This window comes from Rhizobium mulingense, assembly GCF_029194105.1.
GTDB classification, from domain to species: Bacteria; Pseudomonadota; Alphaproteobacteria; order Rhizobiales; family Rhizobiaceae; genus Rhizobium; species Rhizobium mulingense.
Genome location: NZ_JARFVE010000026.1, coordinates 1 through 20,339 on the forward strand (window position 1 = coordinate 1; position 20,339 = coordinate 20,339).

At 56.4% G+C, this 20,339-nt stretch carries 16 protein-coding genes and 2 pseudogenes; 2 read left to right on the forward strand and 16 right to left on the reverse strand.

Going from position 1 to position 20,339, the window contains the following annotated elements:
- Nucleotides 1–144 precede the first annotated feature (144 nt).
- The 11 genes from PYR71_RS29640 to PYR71_RS29690 all read right to left on the reverse strand — a co-directional run bounded on the left by PYR71_RS29640 (nt 145) and on the right by PYR71_RS29690 (nt 10,702).
- Nucleotides 145–330 (reverse strand): hypothetical protein, encoded by a 186-nt coding sequence (locus PYR71_RS29640; RefSeq protein WP_004668636.1) that lies wholly within the window; start codon nt 328–330, stop codon nt 145–147.
- 284 nt (nt 331–614) lie between these two features.
- On the reverse strand, nt 615–2,102 hold the full coding sequence (locus PYR71_RS29645) for an NAD-dependent succinate-semialdehyde dehydrogenase (protein WP_097584873.1): 1,488 nt from the start codon (nt 2,100–2,102) through the stop codon (nt 615–617).
- 23 nt (nt 2,103–2,125) lie between these two features.
- Entirely contained in the window at nt 2,126–3,145 is a 1,020-nt protein-coding gene (locus PYR71_RS29650; RefSeq protein WP_004668632.1) for an ABC transporter permease, read from the reverse strand.
- An 11-nt stretch (nt 3,146–3,156) separates the two neighbouring features.
- Nucleotides 3,157–4,131 carry an ABC transporter permease gene (locus PYR71_RS29655; RefSeq protein WP_008534336.1) on the reverse strand — a complete coding sequence of 325 codons (975 nt, stop codon included), beginning with the start codon at nt 4,129–4,131 and terminating at the stop codon, nt 3,157–3,159.
- On the reverse strand, nt 4,128–5,681 hold the full coding sequence (locus PYR71_RS29660) for a sugar ABC transporter ATP-binding protein (protein WP_004668627.1): 1,554 nt from the start codon (nt 5,679–5,681) through the stop codon (nt 4,128–4,130). The genes PYR71_RS29655 and PYR71_RS29660 overlap by 4 nt, the downstream gene beginning before the upstream one ends.
- 91 nt (nt 5,682–5,772) lie before the next feature.
- Nucleotides 5,773–6,939, reverse strand: coding sequence for an ABC transporter substrate-binding protein (locus PYR71_RS29665; RefSeq protein WP_008534334.1), 1,167 nt, complete (start codon nt 6,937–6,939; stop codon nt 5,773–5,775).
- Nucleotides 6,940–6,964: 25 nt separating this feature from the next.
- Nucleotides 6,965–7,861: an alpha/beta fold hydrolase gene (locus PYR71_RS29670; protein ID WP_004668623.1), complete on the reverse strand. Its 897-nt coding sequence runs from the start codon at nt 7,859–7,861 to the stop codon at nt 6,965–6,967.
- A complete protein-coding gene (locus PYR71_RS29675; protein ID WP_004668622.1) occupies nt 7,858–8,241 on the reverse strand; it encodes a hypothetical protein in 384 nt (127 codons plus the stop codon). The genes PYR71_RS29670 and PYR71_RS29675 overlap by 4 nt, the downstream gene beginning before the upstream one ends.
- Nucleotides 8,242–8,318: 77 nt before the next feature.
- A complete protein-coding gene (locus PYR71_RS29680; protein WP_170964896.1) occupies nt 8,319–8,747 on the reverse strand; it encodes a carboxymuconolactone decarboxylase family protein in 429 nt (142 codons plus the stop codon).
- Nucleotides 8,748–8,824: 77 nt separating this feature from the next.
- Nucleotides 8,825–9,709 carry an NAD(P)-dependent oxidoreductase gene (locus PYR71_RS29685; RefSeq protein ID WP_004668614.1) on the reverse strand — a complete coding sequence of 295 codons (885 nt, stop codon included), beginning with the start codon at nt 9,707–9,709 and terminating at the stop codon, nt 8,825–8,827.
- A gap of 312 nt (nt 9,710–10,021) precedes the next feature.
- Nucleotides 10,022–10,702 carry a GntR family transcriptional regulator gene (locus PYR71_RS29690; RefSeq protein ID WP_004668612.1) on the reverse strand — a complete coding sequence of 227 codons (681 nt, stop codon included), beginning with the start codon at nt 10,700–10,702 and terminating at the stop codon, nt 10,022–10,024.
- A 674-nt stretch (nt 10,703–11,376) separates the two neighbouring features.
- Between PYR71_RS29690 and PYR71_RS29695 the strand changes: the two genes are divergently transcribed.
- Together PYR71_RS29695 and PYR71_RS30910 are read left to right on the forward strand one after the other, a co-directional pair.
- Nucleotides 11,377–11,616 carry a helix-turn-helix domain-containing protein gene (locus PYR71_RS29695; protein WP_008534330.1) on the forward strand — a complete coding sequence of 80 codons (240 nt, stop codon included), beginning with the start codon at nt 11,377–11,379 and terminating at the stop codon, nt 11,614–11,616.
- 160 nt (nt 11,617–11,776) lie between these two features.
- A pseudogene (locus PYR71_RS30910) lies at nt 11,777–12,102 on the forward strand (type II toxin-antitoxin system HipA family toxin); the annotation flags it as partial.
- A 223-nt stretch (nt 12,103–12,325) separates the two neighbouring features.
- Here PYR71_RS30910 and PYR71_RS29700 read toward each other — a convergent pair.
- The 5 genes and pseudogenes from PYR71_RS29700 to PYR71_RS29720 form a co-directional block, all read right to left on the reverse strand.
- On the reverse strand, nt 12,326–14,452 hold the full coding sequence (locus tag PYR71_RS29700) for a DUF3141 domain-containing protein (RefSeq protein WP_245421412.1): 2,127 nt from the start codon (nt 14,450–14,452) through the stop codon (nt 12,326–12,328).
- A gap of 640 nt (nt 14,453–15,092) precedes the next feature.
- A pseudogene (locus PYR71_RS29705) lies at nt 15,093–15,310 on the reverse strand (IS21 family transposase); the annotation flags it as partial.
- Between the two features lie 65 nt (nt 15,311–15,375).
- Nucleotides 15,376–16,905, reverse strand: coding sequence for a zinc-binding metallopeptidase family protein (locus PYR71_RS29710; protein ID WP_064812014.1), 1,530 nt, complete (start codon nt 16,903–16,905; stop codon nt 15,376–15,378).
- A gap of 482 nt (nt 16,906–17,387) precedes the next feature.
- Nucleotides 17,388–17,843 (reverse strand): hypothetical protein, encoded by a 456-nt coding sequence (locus PYR71_RS29715; protein WP_011053334.1) that lies wholly within the window; start codon nt 17,841–17,843, stop codon nt 17,388–17,390.
- Between the two features lie 31 nt (nt 17,844–17,874).
- Complete coding sequence (locus tag PYR71_RS29720; RefSeq protein ID WP_029875549.1) at nt 17,875–19,386, reverse strand: tyrosinase family protein; 1,512 nt, start codon at nt 19,384–19,386, stop codon at nt 17,875–17,877.
- Between the last annotated feature and the right edge of the window lie 953 nt (nt 19,387–20,339).

The window sequence follows — 20,339 nt, forward strand, 5'->3', positions numbered from 1 at the left end:
CAGCCCGATCCTATCGAATCTCTTCCTGCATTACGCGTTTGACGTCTGGATGACCCGGACGCATCCGGATCTACCATAAAGGCCTGGCGCCGGCGAAGATCGGCGGCTACGTCAAACCGACACTGAGGGTGCGGCCGCCGACAACTACACCTTGACGCGTCGCTGGTTGACGCGAATGGCTTTCGCTTGACCCTCCACGCTGGCACGTGCAGCATCGTCGGCCTGATCGATTTCAGGACGAACGCGTGCATCGATCGGGTGGTGATCATGCTCCTGCTCAGGACTCCGATACGTTGAAACGACAACGCCACGGTGCAACAGCTCGTTCATGTCGTGTTACCTCTTCGAAGGCTACAAGCTATCTGGGAAAGACTTACCTTGTAGGGCATTGGCGGAAGGATCGACAATCGAAAAGACAGGCAGAAATCTCGTCTGCAAGGCCGGCCCCAGAAGGGGTCGGAAGGGAAGATCCGTAGGACAGCTCCCGCGAAACCTCTAGAAAAGTCCAGCCTTTTGAGACCTCGCAACCGGCGGAGAGGATGTTGCTGTCCTGCCTCTATTCAACAGACCTCTCCCCCTTTAAGTTCAGTCGGCGAGCGACCCTTGGGCGATCGCTATGCGCCGATCCCGCCCATGCAGACGTATTTCATGGATAAGAAGCCATCCATTCCGTACTTTGAGCCCTCTCGGCCGAAGCCGGATTGCTTGACGCCGCCGAATGGCGCTAATTCGGTGGAAATCAGACCCGTGTTCACGCCAACCATGCCGTATTCCAGCGCCTCTGTGACCTTCCAAACGTTCCTGAGGTCGTTGGCGAAAAAGTAGGCTGCCAAGCCGAATTCCGTATCGTTCGCGAGTTCGATGACTTCCTCGACAGTATCGAACTTGAACACCGGAGCCAGAGGCGCGAAGGTTTCCTCACGCGCAACCTTCATATCCTTTGTGGCACCCGAGAGAAGCGTTGGTTGGACGAACGTGCCTCCGCGAGCATCGCGGTCACCACCAACCACGACAGTCGCACCCTTGGTCACAGCGTCATCGATATGACCATAGAGCTTTGCTACCGCTTCATCGTTGATCAACGGGCCGATCGTCGCCCCGCTCTCAAACCCGTCAAGAACCTGCAAGGCACTCACGCGCATTGCCAGCTTCTCGACGAACCTGTCATGGATCCCGCTCTGTACGTAAATACGGTTCGCGCACACGCAGGTTTGACCCGCGTTACGAAACTTAGAAAGCATAGCCCCCTCGACCGCCTGGTCGAGATCTGCATCGTCGAAAACGATAAACGGCGCATTGCCGCCGAGTTCCAGGCTCAGCTTCATGATCTTCTGGGCGCCTTGCGCCATCAAGATACGGCCAACTTCGGTCGAACCGGTGAAGGTCAGTTTCTTGACGACCGGGTTGGAGCAGACCTCCTCGCCAAACATTCTTGCATTATCCGTCGGGAGGACGCTGAACAAGCCATCGGGTATTCCGGCACGCTCCGCGAGGATCGCCAATGCAAGCGCCGATAACGGAGTCTCGGCAGCAGGCTTGAATACGATCGCGCAGCCGGACGCGAGCGCCGGCGCGATCTTGCGGCACACCATCGCCGACGGAAAGTTCCAAGGAGCGATGGCGGCCACAACGCCAACCGGCTGCTTGATGACAAGCAGTCGCTTGTCGGCCTGGTGACCTGGAATGGTGTCACCATAGACACGCTTGGCTTCCTCACCGAACCATTCGATGTAGGAAGCGCCGTAAGCAATCTCGCCACGCGCTTCCGCCAGTGGCTTGCCCATTTCCGATGTCAGAATTACGGCCAGGTCTTCAGCGTTAGCTACCACCTCTTCGTAGAACTTCCGCATGATCAGCGAGCGTTCCTTCGCCGAAACCTTAGCCCACTTCTTCTGTGCAGCCTTTGCAGCATCGATAGAGGCTCGCACTTCAGCAAGGCCAGCGCTAGGCAAAGAGGCAAGGACGTCCATCGTGGAGGGGTTTAGCACGTTGATGCGTGTGCCGTTTACCCCTTCGCTCGACCACTTTCCTCCAACCAGCATCTGCTCGCGAACGAGAGTCTGGTCCTTTAAACGGCCTAGCAGGGTGCTGGAGATTGCCATGGATCTTCCTTTCTATGCATTGATCATATCTGATTTCGAATGTGTGGTGACCGTGCGTATATCGCGACCATCGGAACGATGAGCAGACCGACGACAGCCTGCTGCGCCGGAAAGTTCAGTCCGAGGCCAACTAGAAGCGAGGTCAGTACAGTCAGGACAAGAACACCGAGCACTGTCGCGCCATAGCCGCCCGCCCCACCAAGAAGCGACGTCCCTCCAATCACCACCGCTGCTACGGTGGTGAAAAGATAAGGGTCGCCCACGCCGACGAAGCCACCACCGGAAAACCCTAGTAGCAGCATGCCCGTGATTGCAGACATGGCACCGCTGACGCTATGGATGACGGTCCAGACCTTGAATTCGGAGATTCCGAGGCGGGCGGCCGCCGTCCGGCTTCCGCCGACGGCGTAAATGCTGCGGCCAAACCAGGTGTTGTACATGAACCATCCAAGCGCGATGGCGACGATAGCCCAGATCACGATGACCGGAGGCAGCGACAGGCCGAAAAACTTTCCGTTGAACGCCGAAATGTTCCTCAGCCATTCGGGTACCGGAGCAAACACTGTACCACCAAACGCCGAGCCGAGTGAGGTGTAGATCTGGACCGCACCGACGGCCGCGAAGCCAACTCCGAGCGACATGATCAGCGCTTGCCCTTGGAGACGGAAGCTCAGGGCGCCATTGGCGGCCCCGACAAGCGCACCGAGGAGCATGACAACCAGCATCGCGAGGGGAGCGGGAATACCTGCGACCATAAGGCTGGGAAGGAGGATGTTCGCGCCTCCAATAATATATGGTATCGAAAGATCGAGCGCACCGACCAGAGCGCACAGGGTCTGGCCAATGGAGGCAAGCCCCAGAAACGCTGCGAGAAGAAGGATTGAACGCGCGTTTTGGGATGATACGAAGCCGGGGACCAGCAATGCACCGAGTGCTAAGAGAGAGGCCAGAAGAACAAAGCCAATGACGATGCTCCGATGAGCCTTGAGCGGGTTAGACTTCTGAGCCGATTTGATTTCGGAATTCATAACTGTCGCGACCATTATCTTGCTCCTTACACAACCGCGCGGCGACTGATGACAAAGACGTTCACGAGAAGTGATCCGACGAGGATTAAGCCGAATGCCATCTGGGTAACGAACCCCGAAACCGTGCCGAAGTTGAAGGTGGAGAGGAGATAGGAGATGAGGAACATGTTGATCGCGCCAAGCGTAGATCCAAGTGCTCCACCACGACCACCGGAGAGGCTCGCACCTCCGAGAACCAGGGCCGTAACAGCCTGAAGGGTGTAGGTGCTGCCCTGCGTCGGATCACCAGAGGAGATCAGCGCCGTGTAGCTGAGGGCGGCAAGTCCAGCGAATGCTCCACCAACAACGTGGGCGATGATGCGGACTGCGTCCACTCGAACGCCGCTCGTATACGCCATGCGCTCATCCGCACCCGTCATGCGAAGGTTGCGGTAAAACATAGTCCCCCTGAGAAGGAGCCATAATGCATACGCTGCAACCAGCAACAGCAAAACAGGTGACATGATGTCGGTCCCCGCCCCCCAGCTAAGCATCCAGTCGGGCGCGACTCCACCCGGTCGGGACATCACCATCAGGTTCAACCCGGAGAGGACAAGAAAACCCGACAGCGTAACGATTATCGGAGCGACACGCACATAAATGATAACCAGCGCCTGGAGTAGCTGGAATGCCGCTCCCAGGCCGACTGCCCATACTATCACTGCGATAGGGTTGGTAATTCCGTTACCCACAAGCCAGGTAATAAGGGTAACGTTGATGAACCCCATCAAGGGGCCAACTGAAAGGTCCACTGCTCCACGACCCGCCATGACAATGGGGGTGAGGGCAAGCGCCGTTAGAATCAAGGGCGTGGCGACAAGGATTGCACCTGCGAGGCCGTTGTTCGTGAATAGCCCGTGTCCGCGTAGGGCAACGGCGACCAAAAGGACGATGAATAGGCCGGCCGGCACGAAGAGGGAACGGTCCTGGGTGATTTGACGGAATGCGATTCCAGACATCATGCAGTCCTTTCCAGATCGAACTCGATGGAGGCGTTTGGCGATTTTCCAAACATTGCGGCCAAGATTGGCTCTTCCGCTATGTCCTCGCCTGCTAGCGACCGGAAAAGCCTTCCAGCAAAGAAGACGTCGACGCGGTCCGCAAAGCCGATGAACTCTTCGATTTCGCTTGATAGATAAATCACGCTGCCACCCTTCTCCGTGAACAGGCGCAGTTCGCGGTAGAGATCGCGCTTCGTTCCGAGGTCGACACCGCGAGCGGGATCGTTAAGGACGATGACGGACGGTTCGTTTGCAAAGGCACGGCCGATCAAAACTTTTTGCTGATTTCCGCCCGACAGTGAGGTGATCTTGTTCGCCGGACTTCCAATCTTAATCCGGAGCCGATCCACCTCGCGTTTGAACATGGGTTTGAGGCCGGCCTTATTGATTATACCAAGAGGACCGAGGTTCTTGCGATAGACGCCGATGGCAAGATTTTCGAAGATGCTCTGCTGAGGGAAGATACCTTCACGCTTGCGGTCGCCGGAAATATACGAGATTCCTGCTTTGGTAGCGTCTTCGAGCGATGCGACCTTTTTCATTCTCTCGGTGCTGGATGACCAGACTTGGACATTACCACCAAAAGGCTGGATGATACCCGCAACGGCGCGTACGAAAGCGTCCTGCCCCTGCCCGTCGAGTCCTGCAACACCGATGATCGCTCCTTTCGGTAGATCGAAATCGAAGGGCGCTGCCGCGCTGTGAGTAACGAGGTCTCTTACCGCTACCACGGCCGGCGCGGCGGCGCCTACTTGCTTTGATTCGTACGCCTTCGCGTCGCTTGCGTTTCGGTCCGCGGGCGTCATCATTGAAAGCAGGTTCTCTTCAGTTATTTCATGCTTCTCGAGCGTACCAATGGTGACGCCGTCGCGAAGGATCGTGGCTCGATCGGCGATGCGGACAAGTTCAGCGATCCGATGCGTTACGATCAGCACGGTCGCACCTTCCCTACGGAGACGATCAATTTCCTCGTGGAGGCGGATCGTGGAATCGAGGTCTAATGCCGCAGACGATTCATCGAGGATGAGGACCTTCGGCCTGCGCAAGACCGCTCGCGCAATAACTATCCATTGCTTGACGCTCAGAGGCAATGCCCCAACGTTCTGATCGAGATCCACGGGCTTGCCGACGAGGCGTTTCAGGATCTCCTCAGCCTCGGTACGCCGACCACTGCCGCCCTGCGAGCGGAAGATGCCGTCGCGCCCGACATACAGGTTTTCCAATACACTGGCCTCGTCGGCCACCAGCACTTCCTGGAAGATCGTTGTCAGCCCGATGCGCTTGGCGTCAGTCGGAGTCGAAATCTCTTCTCCAAGGACCGAAACGCTCCCGGAATCTGGGTGCAACACTCCAGACATGATCTTCGCCATCGTGCTTTTGCCACTTCCATTCTCTCCGACGATGGCGTGCACTTCTCCGGCCCGGGCTTCAAAATCACACTTCTTTAAGGCCTTAGTCTCGCCGAAAGACTTGGCAACATTGATCAACTTGATCGTAGTTTGGTTTTGCATCGGAGATCCTCTAATCCCAACGGCCGCGCGAGGCGGTCCTCCCACAAGAGAAACTTCTGTCCGGTGGCAAGACCCACCGGGCAGAACAGTTTCACTTCGACACAGGCTTCCAGGGATCAGCCGGGCGTTCGAAGTAGTCTGCAGCAATCGCAGCAGGAAACCACCCGTCCGCCTTGGGCTCCACGAAGTCTGTCGAGTTCAAGTCGCAATCTTCTGGTATTGCCGCGCGGACTTCATCGATGGTGTAAGGCAAGACGGGTCGAAGGAAGGACTGAACCTTAGGGCCTTGTCCCTCCAATGTGCGGAGCATGATCTCCCACATCTGTTGCATCTCGCGACGCGGCGGCCAAATATGGAAACTCCTGTCCACAAACTCGGGGTTCTTGCGCCAGTAGCACGCGGCGGAAGCTTCCCCCCCGAGAGTAATCGGGATCATGTCTCGACCTGACTGCAGCATTGCGTTGAGAACGCCGTTCTCTTGGGCCCCCTGCGTGAGGATCCCATCAATCTTCGTCGGGTTCGTCGCAAGAAACTTCTGAACTTCGACCTGGGCCACCTGGTCGGTCCACTTCCCTGCAACTTCACCGACGATCTTTATGTCGGGGTACTTAGCAAGTGCTTCCTTAGCCGCTTTGTCAAAGCTGTCCGAAGAAGCGAAACCGGGAATACCAGAAACGAGAAGGATATTGCCCTTCTTTCCTATTTTTTCCGCCAGCCACGTCGCCATCTCGGCACCGCCCTGCGCGTGATTGGCCGCGCCATTGATGGCGTATGGCGACGTCACGTAGCCCGAAAATGAGAACACCGGCACACCGGCTTTGTAGGCATATTCGATCGTCTGATTAAGAGCCGTGACGTTCGAGCAGCAGATGATGATTGCATCGACGCCTTCGTCCACCATTTGACGCATCTGCTGGATCTGAACGGCGTCTTTAAGATCCGACTGGGTGACCACGACATCAGACACCAGGCCCGCAGCCTTTGATCGCGGTAAAAGATCGCTCATGACCGCATCGAGAGCTGCGGCTCGCCAGGTGTTGCCAGCGTAGCTGCTTGCATAGCCGATCTTCCACGGAGGACCCTTTTTGGGCTTGAAGTCTTTGTAGGCGCTCGCCCCCAATGGAATCTGCGGATCTACAGTTTCATAGATCTTCTTTTCTGTAGCCGGTAGCTGATCGACACCATCCGCGTAAGCGGTTGTCGCCAGGGCGCTAACCGAGATCAGCGCCCCAAGTGTGACATTCAGAATGCACCTCATTGAAGTTCTCCTCCCGAGAAAAGGATCAGGCAACCTTAGACCGGGCTGCTGATGACTGTTGGATCTCCTCAAGAATCGGCAACAGATACTTCCGGAACTCGCTATAGTCCTCAGTAACGGGAAAATGTCCGAGCTTTTCCATTGTCCAAAACTTGGAGCCTTTGACCAGGTCTGCAGCAATCTTGGTATCGGCCGGGGACGTGTTTGGATCGTATTCGCCCGTGAGGAAGTATAGCATACATTTCGACGTATCGATTTTGCTGGCTTCTTCTGGCGACACATCGTGGTCGTAGTAGTAGTAATAAAGATCACCCGCGAAGATTCCCGGTCCACCGCAGCTGTATTCCCACTGGATTTCACGGACATTCGCTTCTGGCGAGTACGGTGAGATATTCAGCATCATCGCCGCACCGATGGAGGTGCGATTGACGTTTGGATTGTCGAACTCCCTGCGGATGCCAGCCATACCGACGTCGACGTACTCCGCCGCCGAGCGCAACGCACCTTCGACCGAGATCGTGGCGCGGAAGTTGTCCGGATAGTTCGATGCCAGGTCGATCGCGAGATGGCCGCCCATGGAGCTGCCCAAATAAACGGGGCGGTCTAGGTCGAGCGCTTTTGAGAGTTCGAGCTGGAAGTCCATCATGAACTTCTTGGTCATGTTGTATTCCTTCTCCCACCAGCGAACGCCGTAGGGGGGAAGGGACTTGCCGTGATACGGCAGATCGAACGCGATGACGCGAAAATTTTTCGTCACGTCGGAATCGCAAAGCATATGACGGTATTGGCGACCGTCGGACCCTGCCGTATGACCGACGAGAAGCGGAATCCCCTGGCCCGCTTCTTCGTAATAGACGCGGTACTCGATACCTTCTACGGTGAGATAGAGATAACGGCCGATAATGGGGTCAAACTTGGTCATGCTGCTGCTCCTTCAGAACGGGCATTGCGCATCAGGGTGGTCATGCGGTTGAGAGCAGGCAGATACGCGAAGGTTTCGTTGTTACTGCTAAGGTAGAGGCCATGCTTGATGTTTGATGACTGCAAGCACTGATAAAACGGCAAGGGTTTGTGCTGAAGCAGCGCCTCCCACTGTGAACCGGTCCCGCGTATGACGATAGTGCACTTGTCGTCGTCGTATTCGGCCTCTTCCACCTTTAGCAACGTACCGTCCTCGAAATGAAGCGCTACACTGCGGGTAGGGAAATCGCATTTTAATATACCGTTAAGATAACGAGTTTCGCGCTTGAACTCGAAATCCTCCCGCACGAATTCTATGAATTTCTTGAGATCTATCGCCATTTTAGGCTCCTCCCTTGTTGATAAGCGCTGAGAACTCCGCGCATGTTGTACATGCCCCCTCACGGGACAGCACATTCTCAAATGCCCATTTCGGTGAATTCTTCCTGGGCATGCCTGAAACTGTCGATGCCTGCTGGCACACCAACGTAGATAGCCACCTGAAGGAAGATCTCCTGGATCTCCTGTTTCGTAACACCGTTGTTGATGGCGCCGCGGATGTGGCCTCTGAGCTCGTGCGGTCGGTTTAAAACCGCTATCATTCCAAGGTTGAGGATCGATCGAGCGCGACGGTCGAGGCCAGGTCGGTTCCAGATATTGTCCCAACAATACTCGGTGACGAGTTCCTGCATCGGCCAGGTGAAGTCGGTCGCCTTTCCGAGGGCCGCATCAACGTAAGCGTCCCCCATCACCTGCCGACGAGTAGCAAGTCCGCGCTTGAACTGCTCCGATGGAGCTGTTCGCTCGCCGGCCTTAGACCCCTTATCTTTCCTGTCCAAAGTGGCCATTGGGTTTCGCTCCCTTCATCATATTTGACAGATTATCAGACAATTTTCAACTGTCAGTTTGGCGTAGTTTTTCGCGGTCAGGCCTGATCTTTCACGAACTGCGCAATTTTCGTATGGTCGACATCGGGGCCTAAAGCATGCCGAGCAGCATCCCAGGCATCAGCGGTACCGGCCAATGTCGGCAGCTGGAGATTGAGCGCCTTCGACAAGTCCGCTGCAATCCTAATGTCTTTCGCCATAAGCCCCAAAGCAAAACCAGAGCCAAAAGTCTCCGAGAGGATGAACTGCTTCATCTTCACTTCTGTTGCGTTGTTCTTGCCAGACGACGAGTTGAGAATATCGACGATCGTTCTAGGATCGAGACCAAACGTTCGGCCAAGAAGAACGCCTTCGATAGCTGCCAGAACCCCGGCTCCCGATACGAAATTGTTGATGGCTTTCATGGCGTGCCCTGAGCCGATCGGGCCTGTCCTAAAAATCTGGCCGCCCATGGCGCACAGGATGGGATCAGCTTGATCGATATCGTCAGAAGCACCGCCTGCCATGATAGTAAGAGAGCCTTCGACGGCTCGCTTCACTCCGCCTGACACGGGAGCATCGACCAGCCGCAAGCCCTTCTGATGCAAGCGCTCTGCGAGCTCACGAGTATCATTGGGCGCCGATGAGCTCATGTCGATGACAAGCGCGTCAGCACTCAGGGATTGCCAGGCCCCATCCTTGAAGAGCGCGTCTTGAACAACCTTGCCGTTGGGAAGCATGGTAACCGCAACATCGGCCCCATTGAATGCTTCCGCTACCGTCTCTGCCGGAACGCCGCCGACGGCCGCGAACCTTTCCCTAGCCTCGGCCGATAGATCAAAGCCAGTGACTTCGAATTGAGCCGACAACAGATGTTGTGCCATCGGCCCGCCCATTGCGCCGAGACCAATAAAGGCGACGCGCAGATTTTTTCGTGGTGACAACGTCCCGCTCCCGAATGTGAGGCAAGCACAATCAGCTACCTCCGTTAGTGAGGAGTAGTTAACGACCTATCAGACAATCTGTCAATCGGAAAATTCATGCTTGGGCCGGCGCGCCCTCGCTACGACGCCAATTTTGCCGTCGCTTCTTCAATCACCTCACTTAAAATGACGTGCAAGCAGCACCCATCTTATCGTCCGATGGACACCAGAGAGGTTGTTGCGTTGTCAAAAGCACCGTGCCTGAAGGATTTAATTACACCCGGCCACCTCCAGCATCAGACAATCTGTCAATTTTCGGAAAATCTTATGGCATCAGCCTGAGGTGTTGTTGCGCAGGTACTCGAGTGCGACTTTCGCAGCCATATCAATGTGGTGCTTACAAGCGGCCGCAGCCCTGGGTCCGTTGCGATTTTGGATCGCTTCGGCAATCTCTTTGATTTCTGCAATGCTATGTTTGAGGCGCCCCGGTTGTGTCATCGAAGTCATGCGCAGAAGATTGATCCGGTTGTGCAGCGATGTTAGCATTTGCCTGACGAAGACGTTTTTGCTGCCATCCATCAAGCAGTCATAGAAGGCGTTTTTGGCAGCGATGAGCCTGTGTCCCACGCCGCTTTCCGCCGACGCTTCGAATTCTCTAACGGCATCTTGCAAAGTGGCAATATCTTCCGCCGTTCCATTTTCGGCGAACTGCTGACCAGCAAACCCCTCGAGCAGCGCGCGGACGGTGTAGAGCTGAGCGGCCTCCTCATAGGTTATGATACTGACAACTGGACCCTTGTGGGGGAAGCTTGTGATCAATCCCTCTGCCTCAAGCTGCCGAAGCGCTTCACGGACGGACGTGCGACCCACGCCGATCATTTCGCAAAGCTCGCGCTCGACGAGCCTTTGCCCCGGCTTGAACTTGCCCGTCGCAATAGCCTGTCTGAGCCTTTCTTCGACTTGCACTCGAAGAGAGGCATTTTGCCGAGCGACCTGCAGCTCCACATCTACCATGATCAATGTCCTACGTAGCACTAATGAATTTGAGCTAAATATATGGCTGCTTCGCGGGGAACTTTCAATCAGATTGTCTGATGAGCGGTCATTAGCAACTATTCTCGAGGATTGAGCCCGCTGTGTAGAGGTCGGCTTCCCGATCCATGAGGAACCGATCGGTTGGCGCGCCATAAGTGGAAATTCTAGTCCAAATGGCCTAGTTCAATTGGTGTCCTGATGGCCGACAATGTCCGCCCGCCGATTTCTCAAAACCAGCCACGTTGCGACCCTGATCGACGAGGTGTCCACGGTCACCGACACCACCGCATCTTCCAGGAGCACCCGTTCGACTAACGGCCGGGTGCAGCTTGGCAATCGGCAAAAGCCGCATCAGCAGACGATAGTGGTTCCGATCGCGCCTCCGGTCCGGAGGCGGCATCGATCTTGAGCGCCTCAAGATCCGCCATCTTTCTTCGCCTGCCAGCCTGGCTCGTACTTGCGCTATCCGCAATTCCCATTCTAACCACTTTTCTCTCTGACCATCTCTCTTGAAAAATTGTAACCTTCGTGCTACATATCTAGTGCAATCTGTAGTGCGAAGGTGACAAATTCCGACACCTCACAACCCTCCGGGTGCGGCGCGCGCTGCGCAAACTGGGCGCAGACATCCACGTCGACGTCGCCGCCTGCCTATGGCGGTAGTAGCCGAACGTGCCTTCACCTCACGCTCAACGCTTCAAAAGATCGAGGCCGGCGACACCAATGTCAGCATCGGCATCTATGCAGGCGTCCTCCAGGCACTCGGCCTGCTAGATGGGCTGAGCCAAGTCGCCGACATCGGTGACGACAGCGTCGGCCAGTCTCTGGCCAATGCAGAGTTGCCCAAGCACGCTCACCCAAGGCGATCACCGGGATCGTCACGCGATGGCTGATTTCGAAGTTCATCTCGACCTTCACGGCCGCACACGTCCCATCTGGCCCGGAGCAATCGCGCCCGTGGTGCCGAAACAATCGTGTTTGAGTATGATCGTGCCTGGCTCGAGGACCCGGGCCGCTTCTCGCTGCAGCCCGCTCTAGCTCTGAGCTGGGGAGAAAAATCACGGCTTTCTGTGGCTCAATAAAGCCAGCTGGTCGTTGTCCCCTGCCTATGACCTCAATCCAGTGCCTACGGATGTCAAGGCGCGCGCGCTGACGACAAACATTGATCTTGATGAAGGCACCTGCTCCCTTGACCTGCTGGAAGAACCTGCAGGGCTCTACGCCCTAACGCTCGCCGAGGCTCGCGCGATCATTAAGGAAGTCGCGACACCGCAAGGTGGCGCGAGACCGCCAAGGCGGTCGGTGCGCGGTCAGCCGAGATCAACCGTATGGCCAGTGCGTTCGATCACGATGATTTGCAGCGAGCGCCAGCCCTATGACGAGAGCCTTCCTCCACAGTTTCAATCCGCCCTCTGCCGGCCCGATCACTGAACCGGATTACGGCATCGTTGCGTTGTAAAGGACGGATGTCCAATGGCAATTTTCCGATCTGCGGTCCTGGCTGGATTTGCGATGGAATTGTTTCAAGCGCCTCCGTGACCAACGAGCGAAAACCAATAATTATGTGATTCGGTGAGATCGAGACGCTACTCTACGAACAAACTATGTCACTGCCAGCGGATCCTCAATCACATCGACGATCGATGGCTGGCCAAGCACGTCCGCGAAGCGCTGTAGCATGGCAACAGTACTCGATGACATCTCCGCCCTGGAGCCCGGGATATAGCAAGCGGCTGCATAAGCGAGTTGCCGTTGCCTCGGTTCCGTTAGCAACAGCGGCAGCGTCTCGATTGCTTGCTCCGGCTCAAAGGTGACGATAGCCGTCTGCACGCGAGTGATTTCGGCCAAATGATCAGCGCTTAGTGAGCGGAAGGGCTCGTCCTCGGTCAGCACCCGTGACCAGCGCGCCAGGCGGTCGCGTCGGATCCCGCCACGATCGCTCACCAGGAGTACGACCATACGGATGATGGCATCGGCGAGTCCGCCGATCGCGATCCTCCTGAGCGCATTGGCGATGTCCGGCTGCCATCTCATATCGTCAAGTGTCGTCCCTTTGCGGTATGCTTCGTGGGGATTGTCAAAATATCGCTGCCAAGGGTTGTTCCAGATCATGTGAAACGCGAGCTCATAACCCATGTCGCGCCAGTCGCGCATGACCACGATCGCCTGTTCGACAGCCTTGAAATAGAGCGCTTCCGCAGCCAGGAAAGGATTTTCCGCTGCTGCGTTCGCCCGGGAGTTCCGTACCTGCTCTGAAATTGACTTATAGCCAACCATGATCGGATTCTGAGAAGACAGCAGCGATCGCTCCAGCCGCTTTGGATGGAACATTCGGCTGGCGTCTGCTGAGATGTCTGTGACCGCGGCCTGCACAAAGGGGCGGGCAACTGTGTGATAGATCTGCGCTTGCAGTTCAGAGACGCGGGCGACGGCAGCGAAGGGACCTCCATCGTCATGGCCGTCGTTAAACTCACGGATATTCTCGAAGGTGCGCTCGATCAGTTCAACACTATAGCTCTTGTGTCCAGCATCTTCTTGAATGTCCGTGATGCGCATCTCGTAAAGGCCAGGCAACAACGCCTCAATTGCCTCGAGCGTGCTTGCAACCTCATTGTATTCTTTGTTGATTACTCTCGAGGAAACGAATGTACCGAGGTGACCGACGTCGTTGTGTACCATATAAATAATGTGCTGGCCGAGAAGGCGGATTTCCTCCTCGTTGTCATAGATTTCGGGGATCCAATTCAGCGCCTGCTGCGGCGGCGTTACATTGTCGCCATGACTGGCAAATATGATAATAGGCGCCCTGATCTTCTTAAGGTCGAAATGCCGCCGGTCCGGCTCCCCATACGCCTTGTTGTGCGCCAGTCGATTACCAACAAAGAGGTGCTCAACTATCCAGCGGATCTCGTCTCCCCGCATCAGGCAGAAGCCGCCCCACCACTTCTCAGCCTTAAGGAAGGCTTCGCTCGCCGCATCCACATCTCGGAACAGTTCGACATACTTCATGAATAACTGGCGCTCGGGATTGAGCGTTTCGAAATTCTGTACGAGATGGGCGCCGTCGAAGATGCCTCCGCCCAGATCTGACAAAAACATGGTTATCCAAGCTCCCCCGAAGAGGCCCGCCATGTAGCGGAGGGTATTTTCGCCGATATTTCCCGAGGTAGGTGTCACCGGCGATCCGTTGAGGATGATCGGGCCAGCTAAGTCGAGATTTGTCGCAACCATCAGAAGGGTAGCCCAGCCAGCTTGGCAGTTGCCGACTACGACTGGAAGGCGGGCAAGCGGATGCAGGCGCATGACCTCACGAACAAAGGCCGCTTCCGCATACGTGACATTAGAGAGATACTGCCCCCCCTCTGGCTCTCGGCGGAAGGACACCAAATAAACCGGGTGACCTTCCCGGAACGCCACGCCGACCTGGCTGTCTTCTTTGTGGCCACCGACGCCGGGACTATGTCCGGCGCGCGGGCAAATGATTATGAAGGGGCGCTTCGTGTCATCGACGTTAACACCTTGGGGCGGGATCATTCGAAGTAACACGTAATTGGATTTCAAGGGCAGATCGTTTCCATCCATAACTGTCTCGTAGTCGCAGAAGAAAACCGGCGGACAGCCTGCCGCTTCATGTTCGAGGAAGATGTCGCCGCGCTGTCGGAGAAGATCCATGCACAATATGGCGCGCTCACTAGCGTCGCGCAGGTATTCCGCCCAAGCGTGGCCCATTCCCATTGCCGTGCACCTCGCGTAGACTCTCGGCAAGACGTTCGGCCTCAGTAAAGAGCTTTCCCTGGCGGGTAGAGTGGGTGTCGCACATGACTTGCACGCGGCGCAATAAGGCAACCTGCAGAATTTTAGCGGTTTCAGCGCCCGCTGCCGCCAAGCGTTGGAACATCGGGAATAGACTTTGGGTCACTTGGCTGTCCAGTTCCGTGGATGGCGCTTCAATCCACCGGAGCGGGTTTAGAGATGTAAGAATATCCGCCATCGTTTCAACTCCTCTATGGTTATGATCCCGTACGCATACATACGTGCCAGATCGATCGTGCTTCCGTCTGGCGAGGTGCTCGGTAGGCAATGCCGACGCCTAGGAAAGCAGTTTGACGACTTCCGACCCCAACGAGTTACCGCCGCATTCATCCCCTGCAATGTCTATGCCAAGCACTGGGTCAGCCAGCTACGCCGGGAGAGGGGGCAGCAAGCTCGTCGCCAGGGAAAGCCACACAAAGTCTTCATTCAGCCTGGATCAGCAGTTTCTCCCAGCTCGTTGGAGACTATCGGAGGACAGGAGGTGATGGATTCGCCTGCGGTGTGGGATCCCACCAACTAGGATGTTTCAGCGGCCGTCCGCGTGGCTTTGGTTGGGGCTAAGGCTGGTGGTGGCACGGTTATAGACGATGCCTTCTGTCTGACGCTCACCGATGACGGCAGTCTTCATCCGGTCGCAAAGCACTCCCGCGGAGCGCCGCCGAGAGCCTCGAAGGCCGCGATGTGGAAACGCAGGCCGGTCATCTGATGCATGACGAAGCGTGCCCAGATGGGACGGCTATGACCCGGCACTATCGTGAACAGCCAGATGATCCTCGGCGCCAGTTAAAGTGCCGACCGCGTGACACCGCCATTTTCGCTGGCGTTAGTGTTGGTCAGGTTTACAGCAGATCACCGATAACAGTGGACAGGTTAAACGGAACGATTCCGATCTCACCACGCGGCATCCTGTCGAGCAAGTCGACCGTGCGGGCAAAGGTTTCGACTTGCTGAAAGGCGTAATCAGGGTCGAGCCGGTCCAAGCCTCCGCCCGGCAAGACCTGGCAAAGATAGTCCGGTATCGGACAGCTTGATATCGTCGGAATTCCTGATGCGTATAATGGCTGTCCTTCGCCCAACATCACCTGCGCCGCCGCTGGGGCGACTATCAGCGCGCGTACCTTTTTGCGCCCGCGTGCGGCAGCGATGTACACGTCACTCATCGACTTATTACTGGTATAGATCAAATCGAGTTCCGGCTTCCCGGTGGGCGCGGGGTGCCCTTTTGCAAAGTCATCTCGCCACTCGGTACATCCAAGATGCTCAATCGTAGCTCCTGCAACGGCTTTAGCATGGCCGGGTTTGCCGTCCCACAATTCTGGATGCATTTCGAGCCAGGTCGCCGTCGCCTGATTCCCGTGGCGGCCGAACTGGGGAAGCTGGAAATGACCCGTGACGAGTACGAAGACGAGGCTCCGGTTGCGGGCAGATTTCGGTAGCGAGGAGAAATAATGCGCCAGAGCGAGTACCCCAGCACCGCCGTTCTCTTCGCACGCATTAGGTCCATCGGTGTGGGTGTTGATGATGATTGTCTCAAGCAGGTTGCAGCCCGGCAAAACCGCATAAATCGTATCGGTCGCAACGTCTTCCAACGTGCCATCCAAGGTCAGGCGACCGCTCAAACCGTGCTTGCTCGCGGCTTTGATCCGCTCTCCTTCAGATTGCGCCACCCATATTGCAGGTAAGCCCCAATACGGTGTGGTGAATGGCAGCACCTGCCCCTTCAACTGCACTTCCGAGACGCCTTCGAAAATGCAAACGACGGCTAAAACCCCTGCTTCACGCGCCTTGTCGATCGGTACGCCAAGCAAACCGGTGATAAGCGGCGTGGTTACGGCTTTGGGAAAGTCTATGCCTTCCGGCAGGCTGCCGCGTCGATTGGTCACCAGTTCGAGGAATGCCGCCAGATCCCGACGCTTTACCGTCACCACCGCAATTTTGCCGCGGGCTTTCTCAAACGCCTGAACCCGACCGTTGAAAAGAACCATCTTACCCGAGATACCGCCGGGAGGTGTAAGCCCGGAATACGGGAACGGCGCCGCTACCTCAATTACTTCACCATTTGACAGTTTGAACGCGGTGGTTCGTGGCATCCACCGGCGCATCGTGAGTTGATCGCGCTTCACCTCAAGGCCCATCCCTCTCAACTCACCAGCAAGATAATCGATTGCCCGTGCTTGCGCCGGGCTGCCGGTCAATCGGGGGCCGAAACTGTTGAGCCTTTTGATCCAACTCCAAAGTTTCCGCTGATCAGGGAGTGCGGGGATGGACGGCTTTCGCTGCTCACTGAATCCGGTGCTGGGAAAAGCCGGGAATACGATCCCGGCGAGAAGAGCAGTGAGCCCAACAGTCGAAAAATCTCTTCGTTTCAAGACTAACCTCCGCGCCTCTCTATCACGAATGGAAGCGATACCTATGGCCGCACGCCGCCCGTGTCCTTGCAAATCCAGTGCCATTAAAAGCACACGTCTAATCTTCAGTTTTGAATTGAACGCGCAGTCTGAATCGGTTTTGGACCGCGTGCGAAGTCAATGCAGCTTTCGGACAGCCTCCGCGCAAGCATCTGAAGTGGTTGAAGAGTCACTTTACTGATCTAGGAACGCGTCGTTGGTTCAATGCCTTTAAGAGCGACTTTATCTTGAGCCTAGTCTCGGGTCGGCCAAAAACCTTTGCCTGCTTGCAGACGACCATCAGTCGCCGAATGCAGCGGCAAGACTGTAAACTGTTGACCACGATAGGCGCTGCGCGTTGGACCTTTGTCACAACAACCTATCAAAACCCTCTATTTTATCCGGCGGACTTTCATTGCCGCCAAGGTTCTGGAGCTAGCGGCAAATCAGCCCCGACTGCCAATCTATTCAATGCTAGCGTCGCTGATAGTGATGCTGGCGCCCGAACCGCCGCCTGTTTGAGGCTCCAGCCGGATAATGACGGTCTGTGGCTGACGGCAAGACGGGTCATCGGGCAAGGGAAACCCAAATCGTTGAGGCTTTGCCCCGTCCAATACCGAAAACGCCTTGTTCGGAAAAATACCAAACCTACCAATTTCGCGAACGTTACTGCCGCAGTCAAGCGAAACGACCGTCGTCACTGGTCCTGAAGTCGACGGTTCATAACCAGTGACAGTAAGGACGACCCGCGCACTGGTATCAACCGATGAGTGGACTGCTCTGCTCGATATGGTTATCGTCGCGGGCTTACTGGTCGTTGCCCGCATGTCGCTCTCGTTAGCTTGAACCGGGCTGACGATGCGCAGCATCGATAATGCCGCCGCACGAATAGCGATAAGCACCCAACGATGATAGCGCATCGATGTCTCCACAACCCAGCCAGTCCGGATGTTAGGCGGACACTATGGCTATTTCTAGCTTTGCGGGCTCTACGGCGCCGGGTTTGCCCGCTCCCGATCCGACAGGAATGAGCTGCAGGTCGATGGCCTCGCCATCCGTCTGCCCCCTTCCGCCGTAAACCCGCTGGATCGCGTCCGTCAGATCGAGGACGAAGGATGGTTTGCGATGATGGTCGCCGTCATGACCGAGAACGGCGAAAGAACCGACGTAATGGGGATCGGTGACGGGCGTATCGGCCTTAAGGTCGTTCTTGCCGAGAAACACCCGAACGCTGGTCGTGCTGGCACTGGTGATCTCGACATCGCGCAGGAATGCCAGCACACGAGGAGCGGAGGCCGCCTGCTCCTGTGCCGCGCCAAAATCCATTGTATCCATGCCGGATGGCAGAGGCGGTTGGCGGACGATCTCCTGCAATGCGCCCGCCGGGATCTTGATCGGCAGCGAAAGCGGCACGTTTTCCGTTGCCGCCTTGCTGTTGTCCGTGGAGGTGGTCGTCACGCCGGCGATTGCAGCATCGGTCGCCGTCGCCGCGATCACGGACGTGAGTTTATCGTTCAGGGCCAGCGTTTTGGCGCTCGCCGCCGCGACCTTGAAGTAGGTCCGGAAACCATAATTGTATCCGAGTTCCTCTGGAACATAAAGGTCAGAGACCTTCGGGGACCAGAAGTTGCCGTCGACATCGTAGAAATTGTCGGTGAACGGCATGTCGGCCCAGAGTCGATCCGTGCTGTTGGCGTTGCGCAAATTCCAGGTCGCCCAGATGCGGTCGATGTTGCAATGATGCATGAAGAAGATCGGATCGCGGGGCGACGACATTTCCGGCATCCAGCCACCGATATTGTTGTGCACCTGATTGTGCGGTGTGTATTCCAGCGCCCCCTGCGTGCCGCTGCTGGTGGTGACCCAGGAAGGATCGAGTGAGTTCTGTCCCTCGGGGCGGGTGGTGCCGAAGACCTCGTATGGCTTCGCCGTTAGGATGGTGTTGAGAACCTGTGGCCCAACTATATTGTCCGGCATCGGCTGCGTGATTGGCCAGGTGCGCGACGAAACATAAAGTGGATTGTCCTTGCCGTCGGGCGTCTTTTGCATTGTGAACACTTCGGGCAGGTACGGATTGTCGGTCCAGTCCCAGAACGGCATAGCGAAATCGTTGTTCTTGGTCACGTGCCGAACGATGCGCTCGTACATAGCCGTATAGGCCCTGTGCCACGGCAGGAAATACCAGTTGCCATGCGGGCAGTATTTGACGACGTCACCGCTGCCGTGAATTTTCGAGAGGTTGACCCAGTTGAATTTGTCGCTGGCGGGAAGGGCGTTGAGAAGGCGCACTGCGTCGCGATAGGTCTCGATGATCGGGTCGTTCCAGGCCAAGCCCTGCAGTGAGCGCCGCCAAGGGATTGACGGTATCTGCGCGAAGGCTTTTGTCCCCGGTAGGCCGCTGGCGAGCAGGCCTGCTGCAATGACGCCACCCTGAACGATGACATGTCTGCGTGTGATGCTCATCTTACTCTCCCTTGGATTTGAATTGTCCTTCGCCAAGATTAATGCCGCTTTTAGGCCGGTTCCGCGCCGTCTGGGCGCGGGAGCAGTGGGCAATTCGCACCACCATAGAGCTTGCGTTGGCTCTTTCTGAGTTTCGGTGAATCGGCGGCACGAGAAATGAAGCAAGCGACGTGCCACTCGAAAATGCAGCGTAAAATGCGAGCTAAAAACGCTACTACCGATCGTATTCCTGCATTCCAGTTGGAATCCAGATTCCGGAAAACTTAGTATCGCATTCCATGATCGTTCGAGCGACGGCTTGCCGACCAGCCACGGCAAGCACGTTCGGTTGCGAAAACCTCAAATGATCAAGCTGAAACAGTTGTTCAGACCGGTGAGAGGGCCCAAGATGCTGAAAACGCCCTGTGCGACGATAGAGAAGCACGCATCTCGAACAGGCTTTCGCTATCGGACCCCCAGCAATGACGGAGCCGTAGCCCGCTCGCTCTCAAATTCAAAACTGCGAAGCAGGCACCACTCCGTGGCTTGACGGGTGCGTAGAGCAGAGCGGGACAAACCGATTGTCGTGATCTCGACAAATGCGACAAAGGGCGGCGGCTGTCCGACATTTGCGAGAATAGCGGCGGGATCTCCGCGCGGGAACAACGGGCTCACCAAGTGATCCCACTTTCAGTCCCATTGTGCCCACTCATTCGGGCTTACTGTCGGACCCTATCGAGACCTCGCCGCAGCTGCGAAGCCCCACTCATATCCGTTTGAATTTGGCATCAAGGCTTGACGCTTGCCGTCCACACGGGGCAATTCGGGCAGTGTATTAGCCTGCTGTCCCGCTCGTTTCCTAACCCGACATCACAGCGGGGCAGGCTGATTTGGGGATCATCGCTCATTTGGGCCATGGTCTCAAGCGTCATATACCTGGCGCGTTGAACGGCCCATTCATCATTCTGTTCGAG

What these genes read in the sequence shown, in the direction of transcription:
- PYR71_RS29720 (WP_029875549.1), bottom strand. Translation starts at nt 19,386, where the DNA reads ATGAGCATCACACGCAGACATGTCATCGTTCAGGGTGGCGTCATTGCA.
- PYR71_RS29660 (WP_004668627.1), bottom strand. Translation starts at nt 5,681, where the DNA reads ATGCAAAACCAAACTACGATCAAGTTGATCAATGTTGCCAAGTCTTTC.
- PYR71_RS29645 (WP_097584873.1), bottom strand. Translation starts at nt 2,102, where the DNA reads ATGGCAATCTCCAGCACCCTGCTAGGCCGTTTAAAGGACCAGACTCTC.
- PYR71_RS29665 (WP_008534334.1), bottom strand. Translation starts at nt 6,939, where the DNA reads ATGAGGTGCATTCTGAATGTCACACTTGGGGCGCTGATCTCGGTTAGC.
- PYR71_RS29690 (WP_004668612.1), bottom strand. Translation starts at nt 10,702, where the DNA reads ATGGTAGATGTGGAGCTGCAGGTCGCTCGGCAAAATGCCTCTCTTCGA.
- PYR71_RS29640 (WP_004668636.1), bottom strand. Translation starts at nt 330, where the DNA reads ATGAACGAGCTGTTGCACCGTGGCGTTGTCGTTTCAACGTATCGGAGT.
- PYR71_RS29650 (WP_004668632.1), bottom strand. Translation starts at nt 3,145, where the DNA reads ATGGTCGCGACAGTTATGAATTCCGAAATCAAATCGGCTCAGAAGTCT.
- PYR71_RS29715 (WP_011053334.1), bottom strand. Translation starts at nt 17,843, where the DNA reads ATGCGCTATCATCGTTGGGTGCTTATCGCTATTCGTGCGGCGGCATTA.
- PYR71_RS29680 (WP_170964896.1), bottom strand. Translation starts at nt 8,747, where the DNA reads ATGGCCACTTTGGACAGGAAAGATAAGGGGTCTAAGGCCGGCGAGCGA.
- PYR71_RS29675 (WP_004668622.1), bottom strand. Translation starts at nt 8,241, where the DNA reads ATGGCGATAGATCTCAAGAAATTCATAGAATTCGTGCGGGAGGATTTC.
- PYR71_RS29700 (WP_245421412.1), bottom strand. Translation starts at nt 14,452, where the DNA reads ATGGGCCACGCTTGGGCGGAATACCTGCGCGACGCTAGTGAGCGCGCC.
- PYR71_RS29655 (WP_008534336.1), bottom strand. Translation starts at nt 4,131, where the DNA reads ATGATGTCTGGAATCGCATTCCGTCAAATCACCCAGGACCGTTCCCTC.
- PYR71_RS29670 (WP_004668623.1), bottom strand. Translation starts at nt 7,861, where the DNA reads ATGACCAAGTTTGACCCCATTATCGGCCGTTATCTCTATCTCACCGTA.
- PYR71_RS29695 (WP_008534330.1), top strand. Translation starts at nt 11,377, where the DNA reads ATGGCGGTAGTAGCCGAACGTGCCTTCACCTCACGCTCAACGCTTCAA.